Here is a 22,770-nt window from a genome sequence, read left to right as displayed (position 1 = left end):
GCGGCTCGCCGCCCGGACGGCGGGCCACGCGCAGTCGTCCACAGGGGTTCCGCGGGGTGGCGGGGCGGTGTGTGAGGATGGGCGTCTCAACGGATGAGAAGGAGTGGGCCGCTGTGGCTGGTACGAACCTCACACGTGAGGAGGCGCAGGAGCGGGCGCGCCTGCTGCGCGTGGACGCTTACGCCGTCGAGCTGGACCTGCGCGGCGCCCAGGACGGCGGGACCTTCCGCTCGGCGACCACCGTGACGTTCGAGGCCCGCGAGGCCGGGGAGACGTTCATCGACCTCGTCGCGCCGGCCGTGCGCGAGGTGGTGCTCAACGGCGAGGCGCTGGACCCCGCCGCGGTCTTCGCCGACTCCCGCATCGCGCTGGCCGGCCTGCGCCGGGGGGCGAACGAACTGCGCGTGGTCGCCGACTGCGCCTACACCAACACCGGAGAGGGCCTGCACCGCTTCGTCGACCCCGTCGACAAGCAGGCGTACCTCTACACGCAGTTCGAGGTGCCCGACGCCCGGCGCGTCTTCGCCAGCTTCGAGCAGCCCGACCTGAAGGCCGCCTTCGCCTTCACCGTGCGGGCCCCGGCCGGCTGGACGGTGGTCTCCAACTCCCCGACCCCCGAGCCCACCGCGGACGGCGTGTGGGCCTTCGAGCCCACCCCGCGCATCTCCTCCTACGTCACCGCGCTGATCGCCGGCCCCTACACCGCCGTGCACAGCAGCTGGGACGGCGATGGCCGCAGCGTGCCGCTGGGCATCTACTGCCGCCCCTCGCTCGCCGAGCACCTGGACGCCGAGGCGATCTTCGAGGTCACCCGCCAGGGCTTCGACTGGTTCCAGGAGAAGTTCGACCACCCCTACCCGTTCGCCAAGTACGACCAGCTCTTCGTCCCGGAGTTCAACGCCGGCGCGATGGAGAACGCGGGCGCGGTCACCATCCGCGACCAGTACGTCTTCCGCTCCAAGGTCACCGACTCGGCCTACGAGCTGCGCGCCGAGACCATCCTGCACGAGCTGGCCCACATGTGGTTCGGCGACCTGGTCACCATGGAGTGGTGGAACGACCTGTGGCTGAACGAGTCGTTCGCCACCTACACCTCCATCGCCTGCCAGGCCCACGCCCCCGGCTCGAAGTGGCCGCACTCGTGGACCAGCTTCGCCAACACGATGAAGACGTGGGCGTACCGCCAGGACCAGCTGCCCTCCACCCACCCGATCATGGCGGAGATCAACGACCTGGACGACGTGCTCGTCAACTTCGACGGGATCACGTACGCCAAGGGCGCCTCAGTGCTCAAGCAGCTCGTCGCCTATGTCGGCATGGACGCTTTCTTCGCCGGCGTGCAGGCGTACTTCAAGCGCCACGCCTGGGGCAACACCCGGCTGACCGACCTGCTCGGCGCCCTGGAGGAGACCTCCGGCCGCGATCTGAAGACGTGGTCCAAGGCGTGGCTGGAGACCGCCGGCATCAACGTGCTGCGGCCCGAGCTGACCGTCGGCGACGACGGCGTCGTGACGTCCTTCGCGGTCCGCCAGGAGGCCCCCGCGCTGCCCGCGGGCGCCAAGGGCTCCGCCGTGCTGCGCCCGCACCGCATCGCCGTCGGCGGCTACGACCTCCAGGACGGCAAGCTGGTCCGCACCACCCGCGTGGAGCTGGACGTGGACGGCGAGCTGACGGAGGTGCCCGAGCTGACCGGCGTGCGCCGCCCCGACGTGGTGCTGCTCAACGACGACGACCTGTCGTACGCCAAGGTCCGGCTGGACGAGCAGTCCCTGGCCACCGTGCGCGACCACCTCGGCGACTTCACCGAGTCGCTGCCGCGCGCCCTGGTCTGGGCCGCCGCCTGGGACATGACGCGGGACGGCGAGCTGGCCACCCGCGACTACCTGGAGCTGGTGCTGCACGGCGTCGCCAAGGAGTCCGACATCGGGGTGGTGCAGTCCCTGCACCGCCAGCTCAAGCTGGCCCTGGACCTGTACGCGGACCCGGCCTGGCGCGAGACCGGTCTGGCCCGCTGGACCGAGGCGTCCCTGGAGCACCTGGCCGCCGCCGCGCCGGGCAGCGACCACCAGCTCGCCTGGGCGCGGGCCTTCGCCGACGTGGCCCGCACCCCCGAGCAGCTCGACATCCTCCAGGGCCTGCTGGACGGCACCACGGAGTACGAGGGCCTGGCCGTCGACACCGAGCTGCGCTGGGCGCTGCTGACCCGGCTGGCCGCGACCGGCCGGGCCGGCGAGGAGGCGATCGAGGACGAGCTGAAGCGCGACCCCACCTCCGCGGGCGAGCAGCACGCCGCAGGCGCCCGCGCCGCGCGGCCCGTCGCCGAGGCCAAGGCCGAGGTGTGGGCCTCGGTCGTGGAGGACGACAAGCTGCCGAACGCGGTGCAGGAGGCGCTGATCGGCGGCTTCGTCCAGACCGACCAGCGCGAGCTGCTCGCGCCCTACACCGAGCGGTACTTCGCGGCGCTCAAGGACGTGTGGGACTCGCGCAGCCACGAGATGGCCCAGCAGATCGTGGTCGGGCTCTACCCCTCGTTCCAGGTCGTGCAGGCCACCCTCGACGCCACCGACGCGTGGCTGGCCGCCGCCCAGCCGGCGCCGGCGCTGCGCCGCCTGGTCGTCGAGGCCCGCGCGGGCGTCGAACGCGCGCTCAGGGCCCAGGCCGCCGACGCCGCGGCGGGCGCCGCGCGCTGACGCCCCCCGGATCGCTGCGCCGGGCGGGCGGCCTGCCCGCCCGGCCCGGCGAGCCTCCTGCGCGCCCCGCGCGTTCCACGTCAAGGTGAGGCCGACCGCTTCACCCCCGGGGAGGAACGCGCATGGCCGAGTTGACCCGCCGCCGGCTCCTCGGATCGGCGGCCGGGGCGATGGGCGGCGCCGCGGCCCTCGCCCTGCTGCCGCCCAGCGTGCAGCGGGCGGTCGCGGCCGGCCCGGTCCGCGGCGGCTCCCTCGCCGACATCGAGCACGTCGTGATGCTGATGCAGGAGAACCGCTCGTTCGACCACTACTTCGGCACGCTCTCCGGCGTCCGAGGCTTCGCCGACCCCGACGCGCTGACGCTGTCCACCGGCCGCTCGGTCTTCCACCAGCCCGACGAGGTGAACCCGGACGGCTACCTGCTGCCGTTCCACCTGGACACCCACAGCACCAGCGCCCAGGCGATCCCCTCCACCAGCCACGCCTGGTCGGTGCAGCACCAGGCGTGGAACGGCGGCCGGATGGACCAGTGGCTGCCCGCGCACCGCAAGGCCGACGGCGCCAACGGCCCGTATGTGATGGGTTACTACACCCGCGAGGACATCCCGTTCCAGTTCGCGCTGGCCGAGGCGTTCACGATCTGCGACAACTACTTCTGCTCGGTGATGGGCCCGACCTGGCCCAACCGGCTGTACTGGATGACCGGCACGATCGACCCGTCCGGGACCCGCGGCGGCCCGGTGATCTCCAACAGCGACCCCAAGCCGTACACCTGGACCACCTACGCCGAGCGGCTGCAGGCGGCCGGGGTGAGCTGGAAGGTCTACCAGCAGGACGACGACTACGGCTGCAACGTCCTGGAGTACTTCGGGACCTTCCGCGCCGCGCAGCCCGGCTCCGCGCTCTACGAGCAGGGGGTGCGGCCCGGCCCGGCCGACGCGTTCGAGGAGGACGCCAGGAACGACCGGCTGCCGACCGTCTCGTGGATCATCCCGACCAGCGTGCAGTCCGAGCACCCGGACTTCCTGCCGGCCGCCGGCGCGGACTTCGTGGCCGCCAAGATCGAGGCGGTGGCGGCCAACCCGAAGGTGTGGGCGAAGACCGCGTTCATCCTCAACTACGACGAGAACGACGGGCTGTTCGACCATGTGCCGCCGCCGGTGCCGCCGGCCGGGACGCCCGACGAGTTCGTGCAGGGCCTGCCGATCGGCGCGGGGTTCCGGGTGCCGGCGATCGTCGTCTCGCCGTGGACGGTCGGCGGCTGGGTGGCCAGCGAGGCCTTCGACCACACCTCGCCGCTGCGGCTGCTGGAGCACCTCACCGGCGTCCGCGAGCCGAACATCAGCCAGTGGCGGCGCGACACCTTCGGCGACCTCAGCTCGGTGTTCCGCTTCGCCGACGCCCGGCCGACCGCGCCGGCGCTGCCCGACGACACCGCCGAGCAGCTCGCGCGGGCCGAGCAGGACGTGGCGACGCTCCCCGCGCCGGTGCTGCCGGGCGCGGACCAGGACTTCCCCCAGCAGGAGCCCGGCTCACGCCCCCACGTCTGAGCGGGGCCGGCGGCCGACGGCACGGCGGCGCGCCGCCGTGCGCCACGGGGGGCCGGTGCGCGCCGCCGCGCTCCGCGCGCGTCAGCCGCGCTGCTGCTTGCGGGACTTGTCGGTCACCATCACCAGGCCCGCGATGATGCCGAAGAGCACCAGCGGGCACGCCACGAACAGGCCCAGCGTCTGGATGACGCTCAGGCCGGAACCCGGGTCGTCGCCGTCGTCGCGGGTCAGCGCGAACGCGGGGGACGACATCAGCATGATCAGCGTCGTACCGGCGGTGACGACGCCGGCCCGCACGGCCTTCTTGGTGTTCTTGTCCACGCGCTCAATGTAGTGACCGCCGTCCGGGTCCGCGCGCCCGGGGTGCCTTACGGCGCCCCGCGCCGCCCGAGCGGCGCGCCCCTCCCGCGTCGTCATGGCGCTGGGCGTCATCACGGCGCCGGGCGTCGTCACGGCGCCGCGCGCCGCCCCCGCGCGTCCCGCGCCAGCGCCCCGCGCACCTCCTCCGCCAGGTCGTGCAGGCGGCGCGAGGACGCCAGCTGCTCCAGCGTCAGCGGCACGCCGTCCGGCCCGGCCACCGGCAGCCGCCAGTTGGGGTACTCGTCGGAGGTGCCCGGAAGGTTCTGCGGGCGGCGGTCGCCCACGCCGTCCGGCAGCCACACCCCGACCATCCGGGCCGGCGTCCTGGCCAGGAACCGGTGCACGGCCTTGACCACCGCCTCCTCGTCGCCCGTGCCCTCCGGCAGCAGCCCGAGCCGGCCGAGCAGCGCGATCCACTCGGCGACCTCCGCGCCGTCCGCCGCCTGCTCCTCGGCCAGCGGCCTGGTCAGCAGCCCCAGCCGGTGCCGCAGCTCGACGTGCTCGCCGGTCAGCCGCGCCGCCGTGCTCGGCAGGTCGTGGGTGGTGGCCGTGGCCAGGCACGACTCGCGCCACGCGGCCGGCGGCAGCGGCCTGCGGTCGGCGTCCGCGCCGGAGTAGTCGCGCTCGAACCACAGCACCGAGGTGCCCAGCACGCCCCGGTCGGCCAGCTCCTCGCGCACCCCCGGCTCGACCGTGCCCAGATCCTCGCCGATCACCACCGCCCCCGCCTCGTACGCCTCCAGGGCCAGCAGCCCGAGCATCGCCTCGGCGTCGTAGCGGACGTACGCGCCGTCGGTCGGCAGCCGGCCCTCGGGCACCCACCACAGCCGGAACAGGCCCATCACATGGTCCATCCGCAAGCCCCCGGCGTGCCGCAGCAGCCGGGCGACCAGGTCGCGGTAGGGCGCGTAGCCGGTGGCGGCCAGCGCGTCCGGGCGCCACGGCGGCAGCCCCCAGTCCTGGCCGCGCGCGTTGAAGGCGTCCGGCGGCGCGCCCACCGACATGCCCGCGGCCAGCACGTCCTGCATCGCCCAGGCGTCCGAGCCGCCCGGGTGCACGCCCACCGCCAGGTCGTGCACGATGCCCACCGGCATGCCGGCCTCGCGCGCCGCCCGCTGCGCCGCGCCGAGCTGCGTGTCGGTCAGCCAGGCCAGCCAGCAGTGGAAGTCCACCCGGTCCAGGTGCGCGCCGCGCGCCCTGGCCACCTGCGGCGAGCGGGGGTCGCGCAGCCCCGCCGGCCAGGAGTGCCAGTCCGGGCCGTGCAGCTCGGCCAGCGCCGACCAGGTGGCGTGGTCGTCCAGCGCCTGGCCCTGCGCGGCCAGGAAGTCGGCGTAGGCGGCCCGGCGCCCCGGGCTCAGCGGCACCGTCCGCAGCAGCTCCAGCGCGGCGGACTTCAGCTCCCACACCGCGTCCCGGTCGATCAGCGCGTCCTTCAGCAGCACGTTGTCTCGCAGCGCGGCGGCGCGGCGCAGCAGCCGGTCGGCCTCCTCGCGCGCCTCGGCCGGCAGGTAGGCGTACTCCGGCACCTCCTCGATCCGCAGGTAGACCGGATCGGGGAAGCGCCGCGAGGACGGGCGGTACGGCGAGGGGTCGGTGGGACGGCCGGGCACCGCCGCGTGCAGCGGGTTGATCTGCAGGAACCCCGCGCCGAGCGTCCGCCCCGACCAGGCGGCGAGGTCGGCCAGGTCGCCGAGGTCGCCCATGCCCCACGACCGCGAGGACAGCACCGAGTACAGCTGCGCCATGAAGCCGAAGGTGCGGCCGGGCGGGCCGGGCAGCCGGGCGGGGGCCACGACCAGGTCGCCGTGCGCGGTCCTGCCGTCGGGCGCGGCGGCCCGCAGCGCGTAGCGGCCGGGGGTGCGCGGCGGGTCGGGCAGCTCCTCGCCGGCCGCGGTCCGCACGGTCAGCCGGGTGCCCTCGGGCAGGTCCGGCAACGCCGCGCGCAGCGACGGGCCCGCGCCGCCGCGCGGCGCCCGCACCACCGTGCACGGCGGCAGCAGCGCGTGCGTGCGGCGCTGCTCCGCGGCGGCGAGCGCGTCGCGCACCGCGCGGTCGGTGCTCGCGTCCACGCCCAGCGAGGCCAGCACGGCGACGACGCTGTCCGCGGGAACGCGCTGCTCCACGCCGGGCGCGGGGTGGTACACGACGTCCACGCCGTACATCGCGGCGAGCCGTTCCCGGGTCATCGGGCCTCCGTCCCTGCGGCGGTCGCCCGCCGTCCGTCCCTCCCGGCGGCCGCGTCGACGCGGCCGCCGCTGCGGGGGTGTGCCGGAACCCTTCCCGCGGTCACGCGGCTTCTATCCCCTCGGCACGGGGGTTGTCCCCACCCCGGGGACGGCGGCGAGCGCCATGGTCGCCCGGCGTCGCGCTCCGTAGCGTCGGGAGGGTCGGCGCCGGGTGCGCCGCGGAGGACGCCACCGAGGACGGAACAAGGACGGAAGGGGCCCACGGCCATGGAGCACGCGGTCGAACTGCGTGAGGTGCGCCGCACCTACGGGAAGGGCGACGCCGCCGTGCACGCGCTGCGCGGCGTGGACCTGGCGCTGCCACGGCAGAGCTTCACCGCCGTGATGGGACCCTCCGGCTCCGGCAAGAGCACCTTCCTGCAGTGCGCGGCCGGGCTGGACCGGCCGACCTCGGGCGCGGTGCTGCTCGGCGGCCAGGACATCACCGGGCTCGGCGAGAACCAGCTGACCCGGCTGCGGCGCAGCCGCGTCGGCTTCGTCTTCCAGTCCTTCAACCTGCTGCCGTCGCTGACCGTGCAGCAGAACGTCCTGCTGCCGCAGCGCCTGGCCGGGCGCCGCCCGGACCGCGCGCGGGCGGCGGCGGTGCTCGCCTCGGTCGGCCTGGAGGGGCACGGCAGGCGGCGCCCCGGGCAGCTGTCCGGCGGACAGCAGCAGCGGGTGGCGATCGCCCGCGCGCTGGTCACCGAGCCCGAGGTGGTCTTCGCCGACGAGCCGACCGGCGCGCTGGACACCGGCACCGCGCGCGACGTGCTCGGGCTGCTGCGGCGCGCGGTGGACGCGATGGGCGCCACCGTCGTCATGGTCACCCACGACCCGGTCGCCGCCTCGTACGCCGACCGGGTGCTCTTCCTCGCCGACGGCGCGCTGGCCGGACAGCTCACCTCGCCCGACCCGACCGCGATCGCCGACCGCATGGTCGCGCTGACCGCGCGCGGCGGCTCGCTGGGGGCCGCGGCGTGAACGGCCTCGCCCGCGCCTCGGTGCGGTTCCGCCCGGCGTCCTTCGTCGGCACGTTCGTCGCGCTGCTGTTCGCCGCGGCCGTGGTGACCGCGTGCGGCACGCTGCTGCAGACCGGCATCACCGCGCACGTGCCGCCGGCCCGCTACGCCCATGTGCCGGTCGTCGTCGCGGCCGATCCGCAGGCGAGCGTCACCACCGGCCACGGCGACGACCGGGACACCGAGTCCGAGCCGCTCACCGACCGGCCCCGCCTGCCGGCCGCGCTCGCCACGCGCGTCGCCGCGCTGCCGTCGGTGGCCGCGGCCGTGCCCGACGTCTCCTTCCCGGCCACGGCCGCGCACCTGCCGGACCTGACGGTCCGCGACTGGTCCGCCCACACGATCGCCTCGACGGCGTCCGCCGGGGATGCGGCGTCGGCGGGGGATGCGGCGTCGGCGGGGGACGCGGCGTCCACGGGGGATGCGGCGTCCGATACGGCGTCCGCCGCACCGTCGGGCGCGGGGCCGGCCGTTCACGCCCCTGGCGCCGGCGAGGTGGTGTTGGACGCCGCGGCCGCGCGGGCGGCCGGGGCCGGGGTGGGGGACCGGATCACGCTGACGACGCCCGCGGGGACCGCGACGTACCGGGTGTCCGGGGTGCTCGGCGGCGGCACGGCGGCACGGGCGGCGGGGCCGGGGTCCGCGCCGGAGGCCTACGTCGCGGACTCCGTCGCCTCGGCACTCGCCGGGCACCCGGGGCTGGCGGACGCGATCGCGGTGTACGGGCGGCCCGGCGTGGCGACGCCGGACCTGGCGGCACAGGTCAGGAAGGCGCTGGCGAACCAGGGCCAGGCGCCGCACGCCCAGAGGCAGGCCCAGGCCCGCGCACAGGGCCAAGCCCAGACCCAGACCCAGGGCCAAGTCCGGGCCCAGGGCCAAGCCCAGAGCCAGGGCCAAGCCCAGAGCCAGGGCCAGACCCAGACCCAGGGCCAAGCCCAGACCCAGACCCAGGGCCAAGCCCAGACCCAGACCCAGGGTCAGACCCAGACCCAGACCCAGGGTCAGGCCCAGACCCAGGCCCAGGCGCATGGCCAGAGCGAGGCCGAGGCCGAGACGCCGGACCCGACCCTGCCGCACCTGAAGGTGTGGACCGGCCAGGACCGCGGCGCCGCCGAAGCGCCGGACCTGGCGACCGCGCGCGAGATGCTGATCGCGCTCGGCGCGTCCTTCGGCGGGATCGCCGCCGCGACCGCGGTGTTCGTGGTGATGGGCACGGTCTCCCTCGCGGTCGGCCAGCGCGGCCGGGAGATCGCGCTGCTGCGCGCGGTCGGCGCGACGCCGCGGCAGATCCGCCGCACGGTGGCGGTCGAGGCGCTGCTCGTCGCGCCGCTCGCGGGCGCCGCCGGCATCCTGCCGGGCCTGGCGCTGGCCCGCTGGTGGTTCGACCAGCTCGTGGACCGGGACGCGGTGCCGCGCGGCGTGACGCTGTCCGTCGGCTGGATCCCGATGGTCGTCGCGATCGGCGCGGGCCTGCTCGCCTCGCTGCTGGCCGGCTACCTGGCCGCGCGCCGCCCGTCCCGGGCCCGGCCCAGCCGGGCGCTGGGCGAGGCCGCGGTGGAGCGCCGCCGCCCCGGCGTGATCCGTACCGTGCTGGGCGTGGCCGCGCTGGCCGGCGGCTGCGTGCTGTCCGCGGTCGCCGCGTACACCACCGGCGACGACGCCGCGTCCGTCGCCCTCGGCGTGGTCTTCAGCTTCATGGTCGCCGTCGCCCTGCTGGGTCCCGTGGTGGCCTGGTTCGCCGCGGTCGTGCTCGGGCTGCCGCTGCGCGCGGCCCGGTCCGCGCCCGCCGCGCTCGCCGCCGCCAACACCCGCGCGGGCGCCCGTCGGCTGGCTTTCGCGATCACGCCGATCGTGCTGGTCACCGCCTTCTGCGGCACGCTGCTGTGCATGCAGGACTCGATCACGCACACCGCGCAGCGGCAGGTCCGCGAGGGGGTCGTGGCCGACCAGGTGCTGGGCTCGTCGGGGCCGGGGCTGCCCGCCTCCGCCGCGCCGCGCGCGGCCCGCGCACCGGGCGTGGACACGGCGGTCGGGGTGCTGCGCACCGGCGCGCTCTACCGCGCCGGGGGATCGCTGAACTCCGCGGACGTCCTCGGCGTCGGCGGCGACCCGGCCCGGCTGCCGAAGGTCCTCGACCTCGATCTGAGGTCGGGCTCGCTCGGCGCGCTGACCGGCGACGGCCGCACCGTCGCGGTCGACACGCTGCTCGCCGGCACCGCGAAGGTGAAGGTCGGCGGGCGCCTGTCGCTGTGGCTGGGCGACGGCACGCAGATCCGCCCGCGCGTCGTCGCGGTCTACGGGCGCGGCCTGGGCCTGGGCCAACTGCTGCTGCCGCGCGCCGCGGTCGCCCCGCACGCCGCCACCGCGTACGACACGCAGGTGCTGGTGCGCGACCGGGCCGGCGCGCGCCCCGCGGACGTCGGCCGGGCGCTGGCCGGGCTCGGCGAGCCGGGGCTGACCGTCACCGACCGCGCGGGCTACCGGGCGAGCGTGAACAAGGACCTGGAGCTGAACGCCTGGGCCAACCGGGTGATGGCCGCGGTGCTCGGCGGCTTCGCGGCCGTCGCCGCGGGCAACACGCTGGTGATGACGGTGCTGGACCGCCGCCGGGAGGTCGCGCTGCTGCGGCTGGCCGGCACCACGCGCCGCCAAGTGCTGCGGATGATGCGCTGGGAGGCGCTGCTGGTGTCCGCCGCGGGACTGCTGATCGGCGGGGCCATCGCGTGGGTCACGCTGGTCCCCGTCGCCCGCGGTCTGACCGGCGGCGCGCCGCACGTGCAGCCGGGCACCGCCCTCGGCATCGCCGCGGCCACCGTCGTCCTGGGCCTGGCGGCGACCGCGCTGCCCGCCAGGGCCCTGCTGCGCACCACGCCGGCCGCGGCGGGCACGCCCCGCGAGTGACCGGCCGCCTGCCGGCGCGGCCGGGCGCGGCGCCCGGCCGCGAACGACCCGCGGGGCGGGCGCCCCCTGAGCGCCCGCCCCGCGGTCCTCCCCGCCGAATGGCGTGTGGCGGCGCTACGGCGCCGTCGAGGTGACGATCACGCTGCCCTTGCCCGCGACCGAGCCGCGGGCGTCCAGCAGGCGGACCTCGCCGAAGAGCCGACGTCCCGCCGGCGCGGGCGCCGCGGCGGTCAGGGAGGCGGAGACCCGGGCCGTCGCGCCGTGCGGCAGGTCGATCCGGGGGTCGCCGCCGACGCTCACCGTGCCGAGCGAGTCGGCGAAGTAGACGTCCTCGTAGGCGTAGGAGGTGGTGCCGGCCGGCACCGCGTAGCCGTCCACCTCGAAGGTGTACGTCCCGGCTGCCGGCGCGGTCAGGCTCACCGACTCCTCCGCGTCGCCGTCCGCGGACTGCGCGACCAGCACGCCGTCCCGGTAGACGTACAGGTCGAGGTCGGCGCCGGTGTCGGAGGTGGAGCCGATCGACACGTCCAGCCGGGAGACGCCGGCCGGCAGCGCCAGTTCGGTGGTCTGCGTGTCGCCCTGCGCGATCGTGGGCGCCGCGGTGTGCGCGGAGCCGAGCGGGCCGCCCTCCAGCGTGCCGTCGATCGCGGCGAAGCCGTTGGTGACGCTCCAGTCGACCGGCTCCGGCGTGCCGACCGTCGCCTCGGGCAGGGTGCGCACCGCCGGGTCGAAGGCCGCGCCGAGCAGCGAGACGGTCAGCCGGTAGGGGTTGTCCAGCTGCGGCGAGGTGCGCCGCGCCTCCACCGAGATCTCCCACACGCCCGGCGTCGGGTCGGCGTAGGACCGCACGTCGGGGCGGCAGGTGTTCGCCGGGTTGTCGTAGTTGGGGTAGCAGTCGATGGTCTGCGTCGAGTCCAGCGGCACACCGTAGGGGTGCATGGTCAGGAAGCGGGTCTGGCTGCCCGGCTTCAGACCGTCCATGGCGACCTCCAGCGCGGTCGCGCCGGCCGGCACGGTCACGAAGTACGAGGTGGTCACGTCGCGCTGGATGCTGCCGGAGCGGGTCAGGGTGTACGAGGGCGCGGCGACCGGCGTGGCGACCACCACCGCGGCCGGGATCTGCGTGTCCGCGCCGCGGGTCAGCGGGTCGTCCACGGTGAGCAGGCCGCTGTGCACGCCGGCCGACCGCGGCGCCGCGGTGATCCGTACCGTCACCGGCTGGTTCAGCGGCAGCCGCACCACGGGGGAGCCCTCGACGCGGAAGGTGCCGTCGTTGTGCGCCCAGGTCAGGGTGTGCGGCTGGGCGTACGCCGGACCGCCGGTGCGGGTCACGGTCACGCTGTAGGTGCGCCGCTGGCCGGCCTTCAGGCCGCCCTCACGGTCGTAGACGCCGGTGCCGTAGCCGGGGGTCGTCAGGTAGTCCGACAGCACCGTGTCCACCGGCGCCTTGACCGTGTAGGTGTCGGCGGACACGCCGCGCCGCAGCAGGTCCCAGGCGGGGCCGACGGCCACCAGGCCGGCGCCCTGGTCGACCGTCTGGAAGCCGCGGATGTCCTTGGCCGTGCTGGTCAGGGCGGTGCGCAACTGCGCCGGGGTGACCGTCAGATGCCGTGCCTTGGCCGCCGACAGCAGCAGCGCGGCGGCGCCGGTCGCCTGCGGGGAGGCCATCGAGGTGCCCTGGAGCATCGCGTAGCCGGGCGGCAGGCCGTAGCCGGCCTCCTTCACCGGTGCGCCGGGCTCCCAGGTGGGGACGGCGTTGATGGACGCGCCGGGCGCGGTGATCACCGGCGCGAGGCCGCCGTCCTCGCGCGGGCCGCGGGCGGAGAAGGGGAGCAGCGAGTACGCCGCGGTGGTCTGCGAGCCGTAGTTCGCCGCCCACGTCTGCTTGGAGATGGAGGCGCCGACGCTGAGCACGTGGTCGGCCAGACCCGGGTCGCTGATCGTGTTGACGCCGGGGCCGTCGTTGCCGGCCGAGATGACCAGCTGCACGCCGTAGGTGTCGACGAGCTGCTGGTAGAGCCGGTCGCGGGCGCTGGCGCCGTCGTTGAGGGCGCCGAGGCCGCCGATGGACATGTTGACCACGTCCACGTGCCGGTTGACCACCAGGTCGATCATGCCCTCGGTCAGCGCGGTGCTGGTGCAGCCGCCGGACCAGGTGCAGGCCCGCGAGGAGACGATCTTCGCACCGGGCGCGGCGCCGTTCATCGCGCCGCCGAACAGCCCGTACGCGCTGGTGATGCCCGCGACGTGGGTGCCGTGCTCGGACTGCACCACGCCGATGTTCACGAAGTCCGCGGTCTTGCCGACCCATGTCCCGCCGTAGGGGTCCATGGGCACGTCCTCGCGGATCTCCACGGTGAACGGGATCGACTCCGAGATCGCGGTCGCCGGGTCGTCCGTGCCGAAGTGCCCGATTTGGAAGCCGTCCTTGTACGGCTTCATCGCGGTCTGGTCGGTGAAGTCGCCGTCGTTGTCCAGGTCCACCCGCACGGTGCCGGCCGCCGGGTCGTAGAGCAGGCCCCACACGTCGGTGGTGTCGCCGTCGCGGTCGAGGTCGCCGGCCATGTCGCCGCCCTTGGTGGCGGCCTCGGCGAAGGTGCTGAAGTAGTACGAGCCCGCGGGCGCGGTCCAGGTGCGCGAGGCGGCGGTGAACGAGGGGCCGGCGACCGCGGTGACCATCGGCCGCCAGGTCGCGTCCCCGTCGATGATCGGGTCGGTGGACGTCACCCAGTCCACGATCTTGCGCTCGCCGGTGGTGGTGCGCCGCAGCGCCGGGTGGCCGACGTCCACGCCGGAGTCGAGGATGCCGATGGTCACGCCGCGGCCGTCGTAGGTGCGGTTGTGCTGCACGAAGTCCACGGCGCCGGTCTCGAAGGCCGGCTGGTAGGGGTTCTTCGCCGGGGTGTCCTTGCCCGGACCGGGGTAGGTCGTGCCGTTGCCGTGGCCCTTGCCGGTGTTCTTGCCGCTGTTCGTGTTCGCGGCCTTGTCCGCGCCCGTGCCCGTGCCCGTGCCCGCGGCCTTGTCCGTGTCCGCCGCCGGCCTCGGGTCGTCGAGCGCGATCTCCTGCTTGAGGTCGATCGCGCGCACCTGGGGAGCCGGCCGGCCGCGGCCAGCGCCGCGTCCGCCTTCGCGGTCGGCACGGTCGCGCGCACGTAGCCCAGCGCGTCGTACGTCCTGCCGACGCTCGCGCCGCGCCCGCGCAGCTCCGCCGCCACCTTGCCGGTGCTGCCGGGCGCCGCGGCGACCATGAACGTGACGTTCTTGTCGCCGTCCGCCTTGGCCTTCGCCAGCAGTTGGGCGTCGGCGGCGCCCAGCTTGTCGGCGGCGTCCTTGGCCGGCGCGTCCCCGCCGGGAGCGCCGGGCGTCCCTGCCGCGCCGGAGGCGCCGGCCGCCGAGCCGGGCGCGGCCGGGGCCGAGGCGGCCGCGAGCGCGGGCGAACCGGCCGCCAGCGCGGCGACCAGTCCCGCGGCGAGCGCGATACGGGCCGCGCGTCTCGTCGCGGCTATGTGTGCGAGTGGCATGGGCATCCCTGTCGGACGTTCCGTCTCGGGCACTGGCTGTTCGAAGTGCGGAGTCGTACGACCGCTCACCTTGCGCGAATGGGGTGCGCTTTGGGGAGTGTTGACCTTCACTTGGTGTTCGGATGGCGCAAACCCGCCACCGCCACCAGGGACTTTCACCCACGCGCCGGACATATGGACGCAGCCGACGTACGCCGGTCGCAGGAGGCGCCGGTCAGCGGGGCGTCACCACCACGTACGCCGCGGGCGTCCGGTCCGCGGACGCCATCAGCGCGGTCCTGACCACCGTCGCCTGCTGTTCGGGCGACGCGGCGAGCGCGGCCGGGGTCAGATGGATCAGCGTGATGCCCAGCGCCTCCAGCCGCTCGCCCTGCCGGGCCCTGCGCGCCCACGCCGCGTCGTCCAGCGGGCCGGCGTCCACCGACACCGCGACGGCGTGCTCCGGCCAGTACGCGTCCACCGCGCCCAGCGGCGGACCGCCCGGCAGTCGCAGCTCCACGTTCCACACCGGGTCGGGCAGCGCCTGGTCGCGCACCATCGCGTACAGCCGGCCCTCGGCCGTCTCCCGTTCGGCGACGTGCAGTTCGCGCACCGCGGGCGTCACGTACGGCAGTTCGGCCAGTCCCGCCTCGGCCAGTTCCCGCAGCACCGCGGAGGCGTCGCAGTGCCCGCCGCGCACCGCCTCGGACAGCAGCAGCCGTACGGTGTCCACGTCGTCGATCTCGGCGACCGCGTCGGCCAGCGCCCGCGGCACCGGCGCGCAGGGCAGCCCGTCGACGTCCTGCGGGCGCGGCAGCGGCCGGGCGGCCCGGTGCACCGACACCCCGCGGGCGTCGTGCAGCCGCCGCCGGGCGGCCACCAGCACGTCGATCACCGGCAGTCCGGGCAGCGGCGGCACCGAGGAGAACCGGTGCAGGGCCAGCGCGGCGGGACCGGTCACCATGGCCTCCTGCCCGCCGCCGACGGGGCCGGGCGCGCCCGGTTCACGCCCCGCGTACAGCAGCGCGGCCTCCACGCGCTCGCGGCTGCTCGGTGGCCCCGGGTGCAACAGGTAGACCTGCGGGAGCAGTTGCCGCCACGGGCCGCCGGGACGGCACCGTTCGGCGATCGCGGCGGGCGTCAGGCCGTGCTCGCGCAGCCGGCGCGCGGTCAGCACGCTGCTGTCGAAGCGGGGGAGCGGGGCGGCGGTCGCGGAGGCGCGGTGGTTCACGTTCATGCCGGTCAGATTTCCCGTCACCCGACCGGCCCCTAACCGCTGTTACAGGCTCGTCGACAAATCCGGACAACGCCGGGCTAAAGTCCATATGTTCGGTTCCCGATAACGGCTTCCAGTCCGGACGGGTGAATACGCTGCCCTGACCTTGCGGGTGCGCGTGTCGACAGTGGCCGGCTCCGTGCTGCGTGTGGCCGCGTGCTACGCGCTCTCCGGGCGACGACCGTACGCGGCCAGAGTCGCCTTGTTGGTCGAGGCGTCCTGGAAGACGAGGTCCCAGGGGCCGGTGTTGACGTCCATCTCCTTCCCGAAGCCGACCCACTTTCCGCTCAGGCGACGGCCGGTGGGTTCGGCGAGCATCTGAATCGCCCCGTGATAGCGGGCGCCCCGGTAATAGCTCTCGTCGGCCGTCTGCTCGACCCAAGTGCCCGTGACGACAGGGCCGTCGACGGTCAGGTCCATGGTGAGCTGCGAGTCCGCCGAGCCGGGGATGCTGCGCACGGTGAGGCGGCTCCCGTGCTGGAGCACCACGACATGGTGAAGGCCGGTGAACGTGTCCTGGCGTCCGCTCGAGTAGTACTCGTAACGACTCAGCCATACGCCGCTGTAGTTGGACGGCGTCGAGGCCCTCGCAGTGGGCTGGGCCCCTCGGGTCGTCGTCCCGGCGGTACGCGCCTCAAGGTCGTGCCCGCCGTGGCCGTCGCTCGCGAGGCGCGCTTCCGGAACGGGCGCGGCGAACCCGAGCGACTCTATGGGCAGCCCCGTGACGGACTCCAGGGCGCGGGCGTACACGGCGCGCGGGGCCGCCGTCGTACCGCTCTCCCATCGCTGGACGAGTCGCTTGCTGGCGTCGTTGGGCGCCCCCGCCCGCTCGCCGGCCTCACGCAGCGCGCGGGCGAAGTCGTCCTGCGACATGAGCAGCCCCATCCGGACCGCTCGCAGAGTGCCGTTCGGCGTTGGTGTGCTCATAGGTCCACGCTAGCCCTTCGGTGCTCGTAATGACACCGAAATGACGCCCTGTGTGTCGTCGGAATGACGCCTCCAGTGTCGTCGCGCCAGGGCGTCATTCCGGCGACATTCTTGTCACGCTCAGTGTTGCCGATGAGCGCGTGAGTGACAACCGGAGACCCAGGGCGCGAACGGCCCGGGGCACGGCCGACGCCGCAAGGAGCGCCGACGTGAGGCACCGCATCGTCCGACTGTTCTCTCCCTCGGCCGTGTTACCCGGCCGGCGACCCGATCGAGCAGCGCGCTCTCGTCGGCCGGGGAACGTCGTGAAGACGTGGCCGCCCACGCCTCGTTCGGTCGCCAAGGCGCGGTGGCTGCTGCTCGGGCACCTGGAGGTGTGGGGCCTGGACAGCCTGGCGGGCGATGCCGTGTTGGTGCTGACCGAGCTGGTGACCAACGCCGTGAAGCACGCGCACCCGCCGTACGGGAATGTGATCGCGACGCGGTTCGAGCGGCTGGAGCACGGCGTGCGCATCGAGGTGCACGACATCGCCGAGCAGCGCCCGCAGCTCCGGAGCGCGTCGGACGACGCCGAGTCGGGGCGCGGGCTCCTCCTGGTCGACGCACTCTGCGAGGGGCAGTGGGGCGTGCAGGACCGCGAAGGGCCGGGGAAGATCGTCTGGGCTGTCCTGTCGCGTACCGGTGGGCCGCAGGGAACGAGGAACCGTGCCGCTGTGTGATGTCCGCGTGGAAGCGCCTCGTGAGATCCCGTTGGGCGCGGCGGTGAGCGACCTCGCGGACGTGGTGCTGCCGGTCCTGGAGGAGGTCACGCGCTTGCCCATGGGCGCCGCACCGGTGATCCGCCTGGTGACGCCGGAGGCGTGGCACGCCGCCCGCACCGCGTACACCGAACGCGTCATCGCCCGCGACGTGCGGGACTTCGGGTTCCCGGACTCCGCGCGGGAGGCGGTCCGCGACGCGGCGCCGGGACGACGGAGCCGGCAGGCGAGCCTGTGGCAGCTCGTCCACGGGAGCGTCGTCGAGACCGGCGACTGGCAGCCGGAGATCCTCCTGGTGCCGGACGCCCTGGCCGAATGGGGTGCGGACGACGACGGGCTGCTGAGGATCCTCGCGCACGGCCTGGCGCGGGTGGCACAGCACCGGGCGAGCGACGGGTGCGCGTTTCTGGCACACGAGACGCTCTTCCGGGAGGCAAGGGGGTGGGCCGACGCCGCCACGGCCCATGCTCTCCACGGGCACGCGCGGTGGGCGGACGGAGAGGTGACCACGAGGCTGGTCGGGCGGAGGATCGGCATGCGGACCGGCCGCGAGTCACCGGACATGAGGGCGCTCATGACCGTCGTGGGCAACGACGCGGACGGCGAGACACCCCAGGCGGTCCAGGAAGCGGGCGCCGTGTGGGCAGGCGACGTCGTCACCCTCGCCGGCGCCGACACGCTCAACCTGGCCTGGGCCGACCCCGTGCTGCTGCCGACCCGGGCCGAGATCGCCGACCCCGAGGCATGGATCGCCCGCGTGCAGCCGTGACCCACGGCTCTCCCGCCCCGGCGCCCCTCACGCTGGGCGCGAGCCATCAGGGGCAGCGCCCGGCGCCCCGCCGGCGGACAGGGGCGCCCTGCGGGCGACGCCCGGCGCCCGGCCCGCGGCGAACGGCGCGGCCCCTCGCGGGCTCGGGGATCAGCGGTCGAGGTAGCGCCACGCGGTGGGCAGCGCGGCCATCGCGAGGAGCGCCTTGAGCGCGTCGCCGAGCAGGTAGGGGCGCAGCCCGAGACGGATCGCGTCGGCCGCGGACAGGTGCGCCGCGTGCGCGAGGTAGGGCACGCCGACCGCGTAGGTCACCGCGGAGCCGACGACCATGACGCCGGCCGTCCGCAGCACGGTGCGGTCGCCGCCGCGCCGGGCCAGCGCCCCGACCATCGCCGCGGCCACGACCATGCCGAGGATGTAGCCGAAGCTGGGCATGGACCAGCCGGACGCCCCGTCGGCGAACCACGGCAGCCCGGCCACGCCGGCCACCGCGTAGAGGCCGAGCGAGGCGGCGCCGCGGCGGGCGCCGAGCGCCGTGCCGACCAGCAGCGCGGCGAAGGTCTGCCCGGTGACCGGCACCGGGGACCCGGGCACCGGCACCGAGATCTGCGCGGCCAGTCCGGTCAGCGCGGCGCCGCCGAGCACCAGCGCGACGTCGCGCAGCCGGGCGCGGGCGGTGGTGGACGCGGGCAGCAGGTCGGCCAGGACGGCCGGAGCGGCGGGGGCGGCGAGGCTCATCGGGACTCCGCGGGGGTGAGAAGGGCGGACCGGGACACCGTGACGCTAACCCAGCCCGTACCGGCCGAACATCGTGCGACCCGTACAAAGCCGCGCCGCGTGCCTTGGAGCCTTCCGCGCCCGCGCGCCGTCCGGGCCGTACGCGAGCCGGAGCGCCGCGGCGGACCCGCGGCGCACGCCCCGCGCGGACATCCCGGCAGGTCGCGTGAGCTGCGTCACGTCCGTCGCCGGCGCGCGGCCGAGCGGGAACACCACGGGGGCGCCCCCGGCGGGCGGCCGACGACGGCCGCCCGCCGGGGGCGCCCCCGGCGGGCGGCCGACGACGGCCGCCCGCCGCCGCCCGAACGGCCGCCGCTTCCTGTCGACTCCCGCCAATTCCCGCCGCTTGACGCCGATCGCGACGGCGCGTCGGAGCCGGGCGGCCGGCTCCCCCGCGGACCGGTCCGGGCCCGCGGGCGGCCGAACCCCCGGCGGGCAGCCGTCAGTCGAAGACCGGGCCGGCCGTCCGGGTGCGCTTGATCTCGTAGAAGCCGGGGACCGAGGCGACCGCGAGCGTGCCGTCCCACAGCCGCGCGGCCTGCTCGCCGCGGGGCGCGGGCGTGACCACCGGGCCGAAGAAGGCGATCTCCTCGCCGTCCGGGCCCGGCACGGCGATCACCGGGGTGCCGACGTCCTGGCCGACCTTGTCGATGCCCTCCTTGTGGGAGGCGCGCAGCTCGGTGTCGTACGCGTCGGAGTCCGCGTAGTCGGCGAGGGACGCGGGCAGGCCGGCCTCCTCCAGCGCGGCGACCAGCGTCTCGCGGGTCCTGGGCAGCGCCTGGTTGTGGAAGCGGGTGCCGAGCGCGGTGTAGAGCGGGCCGAGCACCTGGTCGCCGTGCTCCTGCTGCGCCGCGATCACCACGCGGACCGGGCCCCAGGCGTCGCGCAGGAAGTCCGCGTAGGACGCGGGGAGGGTGTCGAGCTTGTTCTCGTTGAGCACCGCGAGGCTCATCACGTGCCAGCGGACGTCGACGGGCCGCAGCTTCTCCACCTCCAGCATCCAGCGGGAGGTCATCCAGGCCCACGGGCACAGCGGGTCGAACCAGAAGTCGGCCGTCGTCCTCGCCTCTCCGGCGGCCCCGGGTGCGGCGGGCTGGTGTCCGGTCTCGTGTCCGGCAGCGGTGGCGCTCACGGTGTGCTCCTCGCGTTCTCTCAGGCGGCCCGATCGGTCGCCGGCCGTCCCCCACAACGCCCCAACCGGACAGGTCACCCCCGCATTCCCCGCTGCCCCCGTCCCGCCGCGTGGGAGGATGCCAGGGCCGCCCACCGGCGGCGCCCGTGCCCGCGGCCGGGGGCGACCCGCCCCGCGGACGCCGGGCCCGACGTTTCGGAAGACGTCCAGGGACGAAGAGGTCCAGGGGCGACGCAGGAAGACAAAGGAGTCCGCCCGTGCCCGGCGAGAACCTCAGCCGTGAGGAGGCCCGCGAGCGGGCCGCGATCCTGTCCGTCGACCGCTACGACGTGGCGCTCGACGTCCGCTCGGCCGTGGGGCCCGCCGCGGCCGGCGACGGCGCCGGGCCGCGTACCTTCCGCTCCACCACGGTGATCGACTTCCGCTGCTCCCGGCCCGGCGCGTCGACCTTCGCCGACCTGATCGCGCCCTCGGTGACCGCGGTCCGCCTCAACGGCCGCGACCTGGACCCCGCGGCGGTCTTCGACGGCGCCCGCATCGCGCTGGAGAACCTGGAGGCGCGCAACACCCTGGTGGTCGACGCGGACTGCGCGTACAGCAGGACCGGCGAGGGCCTGCACCGCTTCGAGGACCCCGAGGACGGCGAGGTCTACCTCTACACGCAGTACGAACCGGCCGACTCCCGGCGGGTGTTCGCGAACTTCGAGCAGCCCGACCTGAAGGCGCCCTTCACCTTCCAGGTGACCGCGCCCGAGGGCTGGACGGTGCTGAGCAACGGCGCCGCGGACGGCGAGCCGCAGCCGGCCGAGGGCGGCGGGCAGGTCGTGCGCTTCGTGCCGACGCAGCCGATCTCGACGTACATCACCGCGGTCGTGGCCGGGCCGTACCACGTGGAGCGCGACCACTACGCGCGCACCCTGGACGGCGCCGCGGTGCTCGACATCCCGCTGTCCGCGCTGTGCCGCAAGTCGCTGGCGCGGTACTTCGACGCCGACGAGATCTTCGACGTCACCAAGCAGGGGCTGGACTTCTTCCACGACCACTTCGACTACCCCTACCCGTTCGGGAAGTACGACCAGGCGTTCGTGCCGGAGTACAACCTGGGCGCGATGGAGAACCCCGGATGCGTCACCTTCCGGGAGGAGTTCATCTACCGCGGCAAGGTGACCCGGGCGGCGTACGAGGGCCGGGCGAACGTGGTGCTGCACGAGATGTCGCACATGTGGTTCGGCGACCTGGTGACCATGCGCTGGTGGGACGACCTGTGGCTGAAGGAGTCCTTCGCGGACTTCATGGGCTCCTTCTCGCTGGTGGAGGCCACCCGGTACGCCGAGGGCTGGATCACCTTCGCCAACCGCCGCAAGGCGTGGGCGTACCGCGCGGACCAGCTGCCCTCCACCCACCCGGTGGTCGCCGACATCCGCGACCTGGAGGACGCCAAGCTCAACTTCGACGGCATCACGTACTCCAAGGGCGCCGCGGTGCTCAAGCAGCTGGTGGCGTACGTGGGCCGGGACGCGTTCCTGGAGGCGGCCCGCCGGTACTTCAAGCGGCACGCGTACGGCAACACCACGCTGGACGACCTGCTGACGGTGCTGGCCGAGACCTCCGGCCGCGACATGGCCGCCTGGTCGCGCTCCTGGCTGGAGACCTCGGGCGTCAACTCGCTGACCCCGCAGGCGGTCTACGACGCGCAGGACCGCGTCACCGAGCTGACCGTGCTGCAGACCGCGGACGGCCCGCACCCCGAACTGCGGCCGCACCGCGTCGCGGTGGGCCTGTACCGGCGCGGCGCGGGCGGCGCGCTGGAGCGCTACGCGCGGGCCGAGGCGGACGTCGCGGGCCCCTCGACGGTGATCGCGGAGCTGGCCGGCCAGGAGCGCCCCGACCTGATCCTGGTCAACGACGACGACCTGACGTACTGCAAGATCCGGTTCGACGACACCTCGCTGGAGACCCTGCGGGCGCACCTGGGCGACCTGACCGACCCGATGGCCCGCGCGCTGTCGTGGGCCGCGGTGTGGAACCTGACCAGGGACGCGCTGATGCCGGCCCGTGACTACCTGGACCTGGTGCTGCGCTTCGGCGGCCGGGAGACCGACATCGGCGTCCTGCAGTCGCTGCACCAGCAGGCGCGCACCGCGCTGACCCACTACGTGGCGCCCGGCGGGCGCGAGGAGGCCGGCCGCGCGCTGGCCGAGGGCGCGCTGCGCGAGCTGCGGCTCGCCGAGCCGGGCAGCGGCCACCAGCTGGCCTGGGCGCGGTTCTTCGCGGCGGTGGCCGCCTCCCCGGCCGACCTCCAGCTGCTGCACGGCCTGCTGGACGGCTCGGCGAAGATCGACGGCCTGGAGGTGGACCAGGAGCTGCGCTGGACGTTCCTGGAGACGCTGGTCGCGCAGGGCGCGGCCGACGCGGCGGCGGTCGCGGCCGAGCGGGCCAGGGACGACACCGCGTCCGGCCACCGGCACGAGGTGCGCTGCCTGGCGGCGCGGCCGTCGGCGCAGGTCAAGGCGGAGGCGTGGGCGCAGGTCGTGGAGTCCGACCGGCTGTCCAACGCGCTGGTCGAGGCGACCATCGCGGGCTTCGCGCAGCCCGGTCAGCGCGAGTTGGTCGCGCCCTACGCGCGGCCGTACTTCGCGGTGCTGGAGGAGATCTGGGCGACGCGGTCGATCGAGATCGGCATGGCCGTGGTGCGCGGGCTCTTCCCCGACCTCCAGGACGACCCGGCGACGCTCGACGCGGCGGACGCGTGGCTCGACGCGCACCCCGACGCCGCGCCCGCGCTGCGCCGGCTGGTCTTGGAGTCCCGCGACGACCTCGCCCGCAGCCTCCGCGCCCAGGCGCTCGCCTGACGCCGGGCGCCGCCCTCCGGGGGCGGCCCTCCCC

General features: G+C 75.1%; 13 protein-coding genes and 1 pseudogene. 7 read left to right on the top strand and 7 right to left on the bottom strand.

Annotation, left to right across the window (positions count from 1 at the left end):
* The first annotated feature begins 113 nt into the window (after nt 1-113).
* Together pepN (VSR01_RS12255) and VSR01_RS12250 are read left to right on the top strand one after the other, a co-directional pair.
* Nucleotides 114-2,690, top strand: a complete 2,577-nt coding sequence (gene pepN / locus VSR01_RS12255; RefSeq protein WP_326449283.1) for an aminopeptidase N — start codon at nt 114-116, stop codon at nt 2,688-2,690.
* A gap of 122 nt (nt 2,691-2,812) precedes the next feature.
* Entirely contained in the window at nt 2,813-4,240 is a 1,428-nt protein-coding gene (locus VSR01_RS12250; protein WP_326449282.1) for an alkaline phosphatase family protein, read from the top strand.
* Nucleotides 4,241-4,321: 81 nt separating this feature from the next.
* Here VSR01_RS12250 and VSR01_RS12245 read toward each other — a convergent pair whose 3' ends face one another.
* Nucleotides 4,322-4,561: a hypothetical protein gene (locus tag VSR01_RS12245; protein ID WP_326449281.1), complete on the bottom strand. Its 240-nt coding sequence runs from the start codon at nt 4,559-4,561 to the stop codon at nt 4,322-4,324.
* 128 nt (nt 4,562-4,689) lie between these two features.
* Nucleotides 4,690-6,786, bottom strand: a complete 2,097-nt coding sequence (gene malQ / locus VSR01_RS12240; RefSeq protein ID WP_326449280.1) for a 4-alpha-glucanotransferase — start codon at nt 6,784-6,786, stop codon at nt 4,690-4,692.
* 267 nt (nt 6,787-7,053) lie between these two features.
* Between malQ and VSR01_RS12235 the strand changes: the two genes are divergently transcribed.
* On the top strand, nt 7,054-7,806 hold the full coding sequence (locus tag VSR01_RS12235; protein ID WP_326449279.1) for an ABC transporter ATP-binding protein: 753 nt from the start codon (nt 7,054-7,056) through the stop codon (nt 7,804-7,806).
* Nucleotides 7,803-10,745: an ABC transporter permease gene (locus VSR01_RS12230; protein WP_326449278.1), complete on the top strand. Its 2,943-nt coding sequence runs from the start codon at nt 7,803-7,805 to the stop codon at nt 10,743-10,745. The genes VSR01_RS12235 and VSR01_RS12230 overlap by 4 nt, the downstream gene beginning before the upstream one ends.
* Before the next feature lie 114 nt (nt 10,746-10,859).
* Here VSR01_RS12230 and VSR01_RS12225 read toward each other — a convergent pair.
* The 3 genes and pseudogenes from VSR01_RS12225 to VSR01_RS12215 form a co-directional block, all read right to left on the bottom strand.
* Nucleotides 10,860-14,272: pseudogene (locus VSR01_RS12225) on the bottom strand (S8 family serine peptidase).
* A gap of 208 nt (nt 14,273-14,480) precedes the next feature.
* A complete protein-coding gene (locus tag VSR01_RS12220) occupies nt 14,481-15,482 on the bottom strand; it encodes a hypothetical protein (RefSeq protein ID WP_442785666.1) in 1,002 nt (333 codons plus the stop codon).
* A 198-nt stretch (nt 15,483-15,680) separates the two neighbouring features.
* Complete coding sequence (locus tag VSR01_RS12215) at nt 15,681-16,448, bottom strand: helix-turn-helix domain-containing protein (RefSeq protein ID WP_326449276.1); 768 nt, start codon at nt 16,446-16,448, stop codon at nt 15,681-15,683.
* A gap of 305 nt (nt 16,449-16,753) precedes the next feature.
* On the opposite strand from VSR01_RS12215, the gene VSR01_RS12210 reads away from it, so the two are divergent.
* Nucleotides 16,754-17,167: an ATP-binding protein gene (locus VSR01_RS12210; RefSeq protein ID WP_326449275.1), complete on the top strand. Its 414-nt coding sequence runs from the start codon at nt 16,754-16,756 to the stop codon at nt 17,165-17,167.
* Nucleotides 17,168-17,174: 7 nt separating this feature from the next.
* The gene (locus tag VSR01_RS12205; RefSeq protein WP_326449274.1) at nt 17,175-17,975 is read left to right on the top strand and encodes a zinc-dependent metalloprotease; all 801 of its coding nucleotides are present in this window, start codon (nt 17,175-17,177) and stop codon (nt 17,973-17,975) included.
* 150 nt (nt 17,976-18,125) lie between these two features.
* Here VSR01_RS12205 and VSR01_RS12200 read toward each other — a convergent pair whose 3' ends face one another.
* Nucleotides 18,126-18,713, bottom strand: coding sequence for a biotin transporter BioY (locus VSR01_RS12200; RefSeq protein ID WP_326449273.1), 588 nt, complete (start codon nt 18,711-18,713; stop codon nt 18,126-18,128).
* A 481-nt stretch (nt 18,714-19,194) separates the two neighbouring features.
* Complete coding sequence (locus VSR01_RS12195) at nt 19,195-19,884, bottom strand: mycothiol-dependent nitroreductase Rv2466c family protein (RefSeq protein ID WP_326449272.1); 690 nt, start codon at nt 19,882-19,884, stop codon at nt 19,195-19,197.
* Between the two features lie 257 nt (nt 19,885-20,141).
* Here VSR01_RS12195 and pepN (VSR01_RS12190) point away from each other — a divergent pair, with 257 nt between their 5' ends.
* Nucleotides 20,142-22,736: an aminopeptidase N gene (pepN, locus tag VSR01_RS12190; protein ID WP_326449271.1), complete on the top strand. Its 2,595-nt coding sequence runs from the start codon at nt 20,142-20,144 to the stop codon at nt 22,734-22,736.
* The last annotated feature ends 34 nt before the right edge of the window (nt 22,737-22,770 follow it).

It is taken from the genome of Actinacidiphila sp. DG2A-62, from assembly GCF_035825295.1.
Taxonomy (GTDB): domain Bacteria; phylum Actinomycetota; class Actinomycetes; order Streptomycetales; family Streptomycetaceae; genus Actinacidiphila.
Note: the sequence above shows the minus strand (reverse complement) of the source record. Positions and strands in the feature narration are given on the sequence as shown.

Excerpts from the sequence above, each read along its gene's own strand:
- VSR01_RS12250 (WP_326449282.1), top strand. The coding sequence starts at position 2,813 with ATGGCCGAGTTGACCCGCCGCCGGCTCCTCGGATCGGCGGCCGGGGCG.
- malQ (WP_326449280.1), bottom strand. The coding sequence starts at position 6,786 with ATGACCCGGGAACGGCTCGCCGCGATGTACGGCGTGGACGTCGTGTAC.
- VSR01_RS12235 (WP_326449279.1), top strand. The coding sequence starts at position 7,054 with ATGGAGCACGCGGTCGAACTGCGTGAGGTGCGCCGCACCTACGGGAAG.
- VSR01_RS12220 (WP_442785666.1), bottom strand. The coding sequence starts at position 15,482 with ATGAACGTGAACCACCGCGCCTCCGCGACCGCCGCCCCGCTCCCCCGC.
- VSR01_RS12215 (WP_326449276.1), bottom strand. The coding sequence starts at position 16,448 with ATGAGCACACCAACGCCGAACGGCACTCTGCGAGCGGTCCGGATGGGG.
- VSR01_RS12200 (WP_326449273.1), bottom strand. The coding sequence starts at position 18,713 with ATGAGCCTCGCCGCCCCCGCCGCTCCGGCCGTCCTGGCCGACCTGCTG.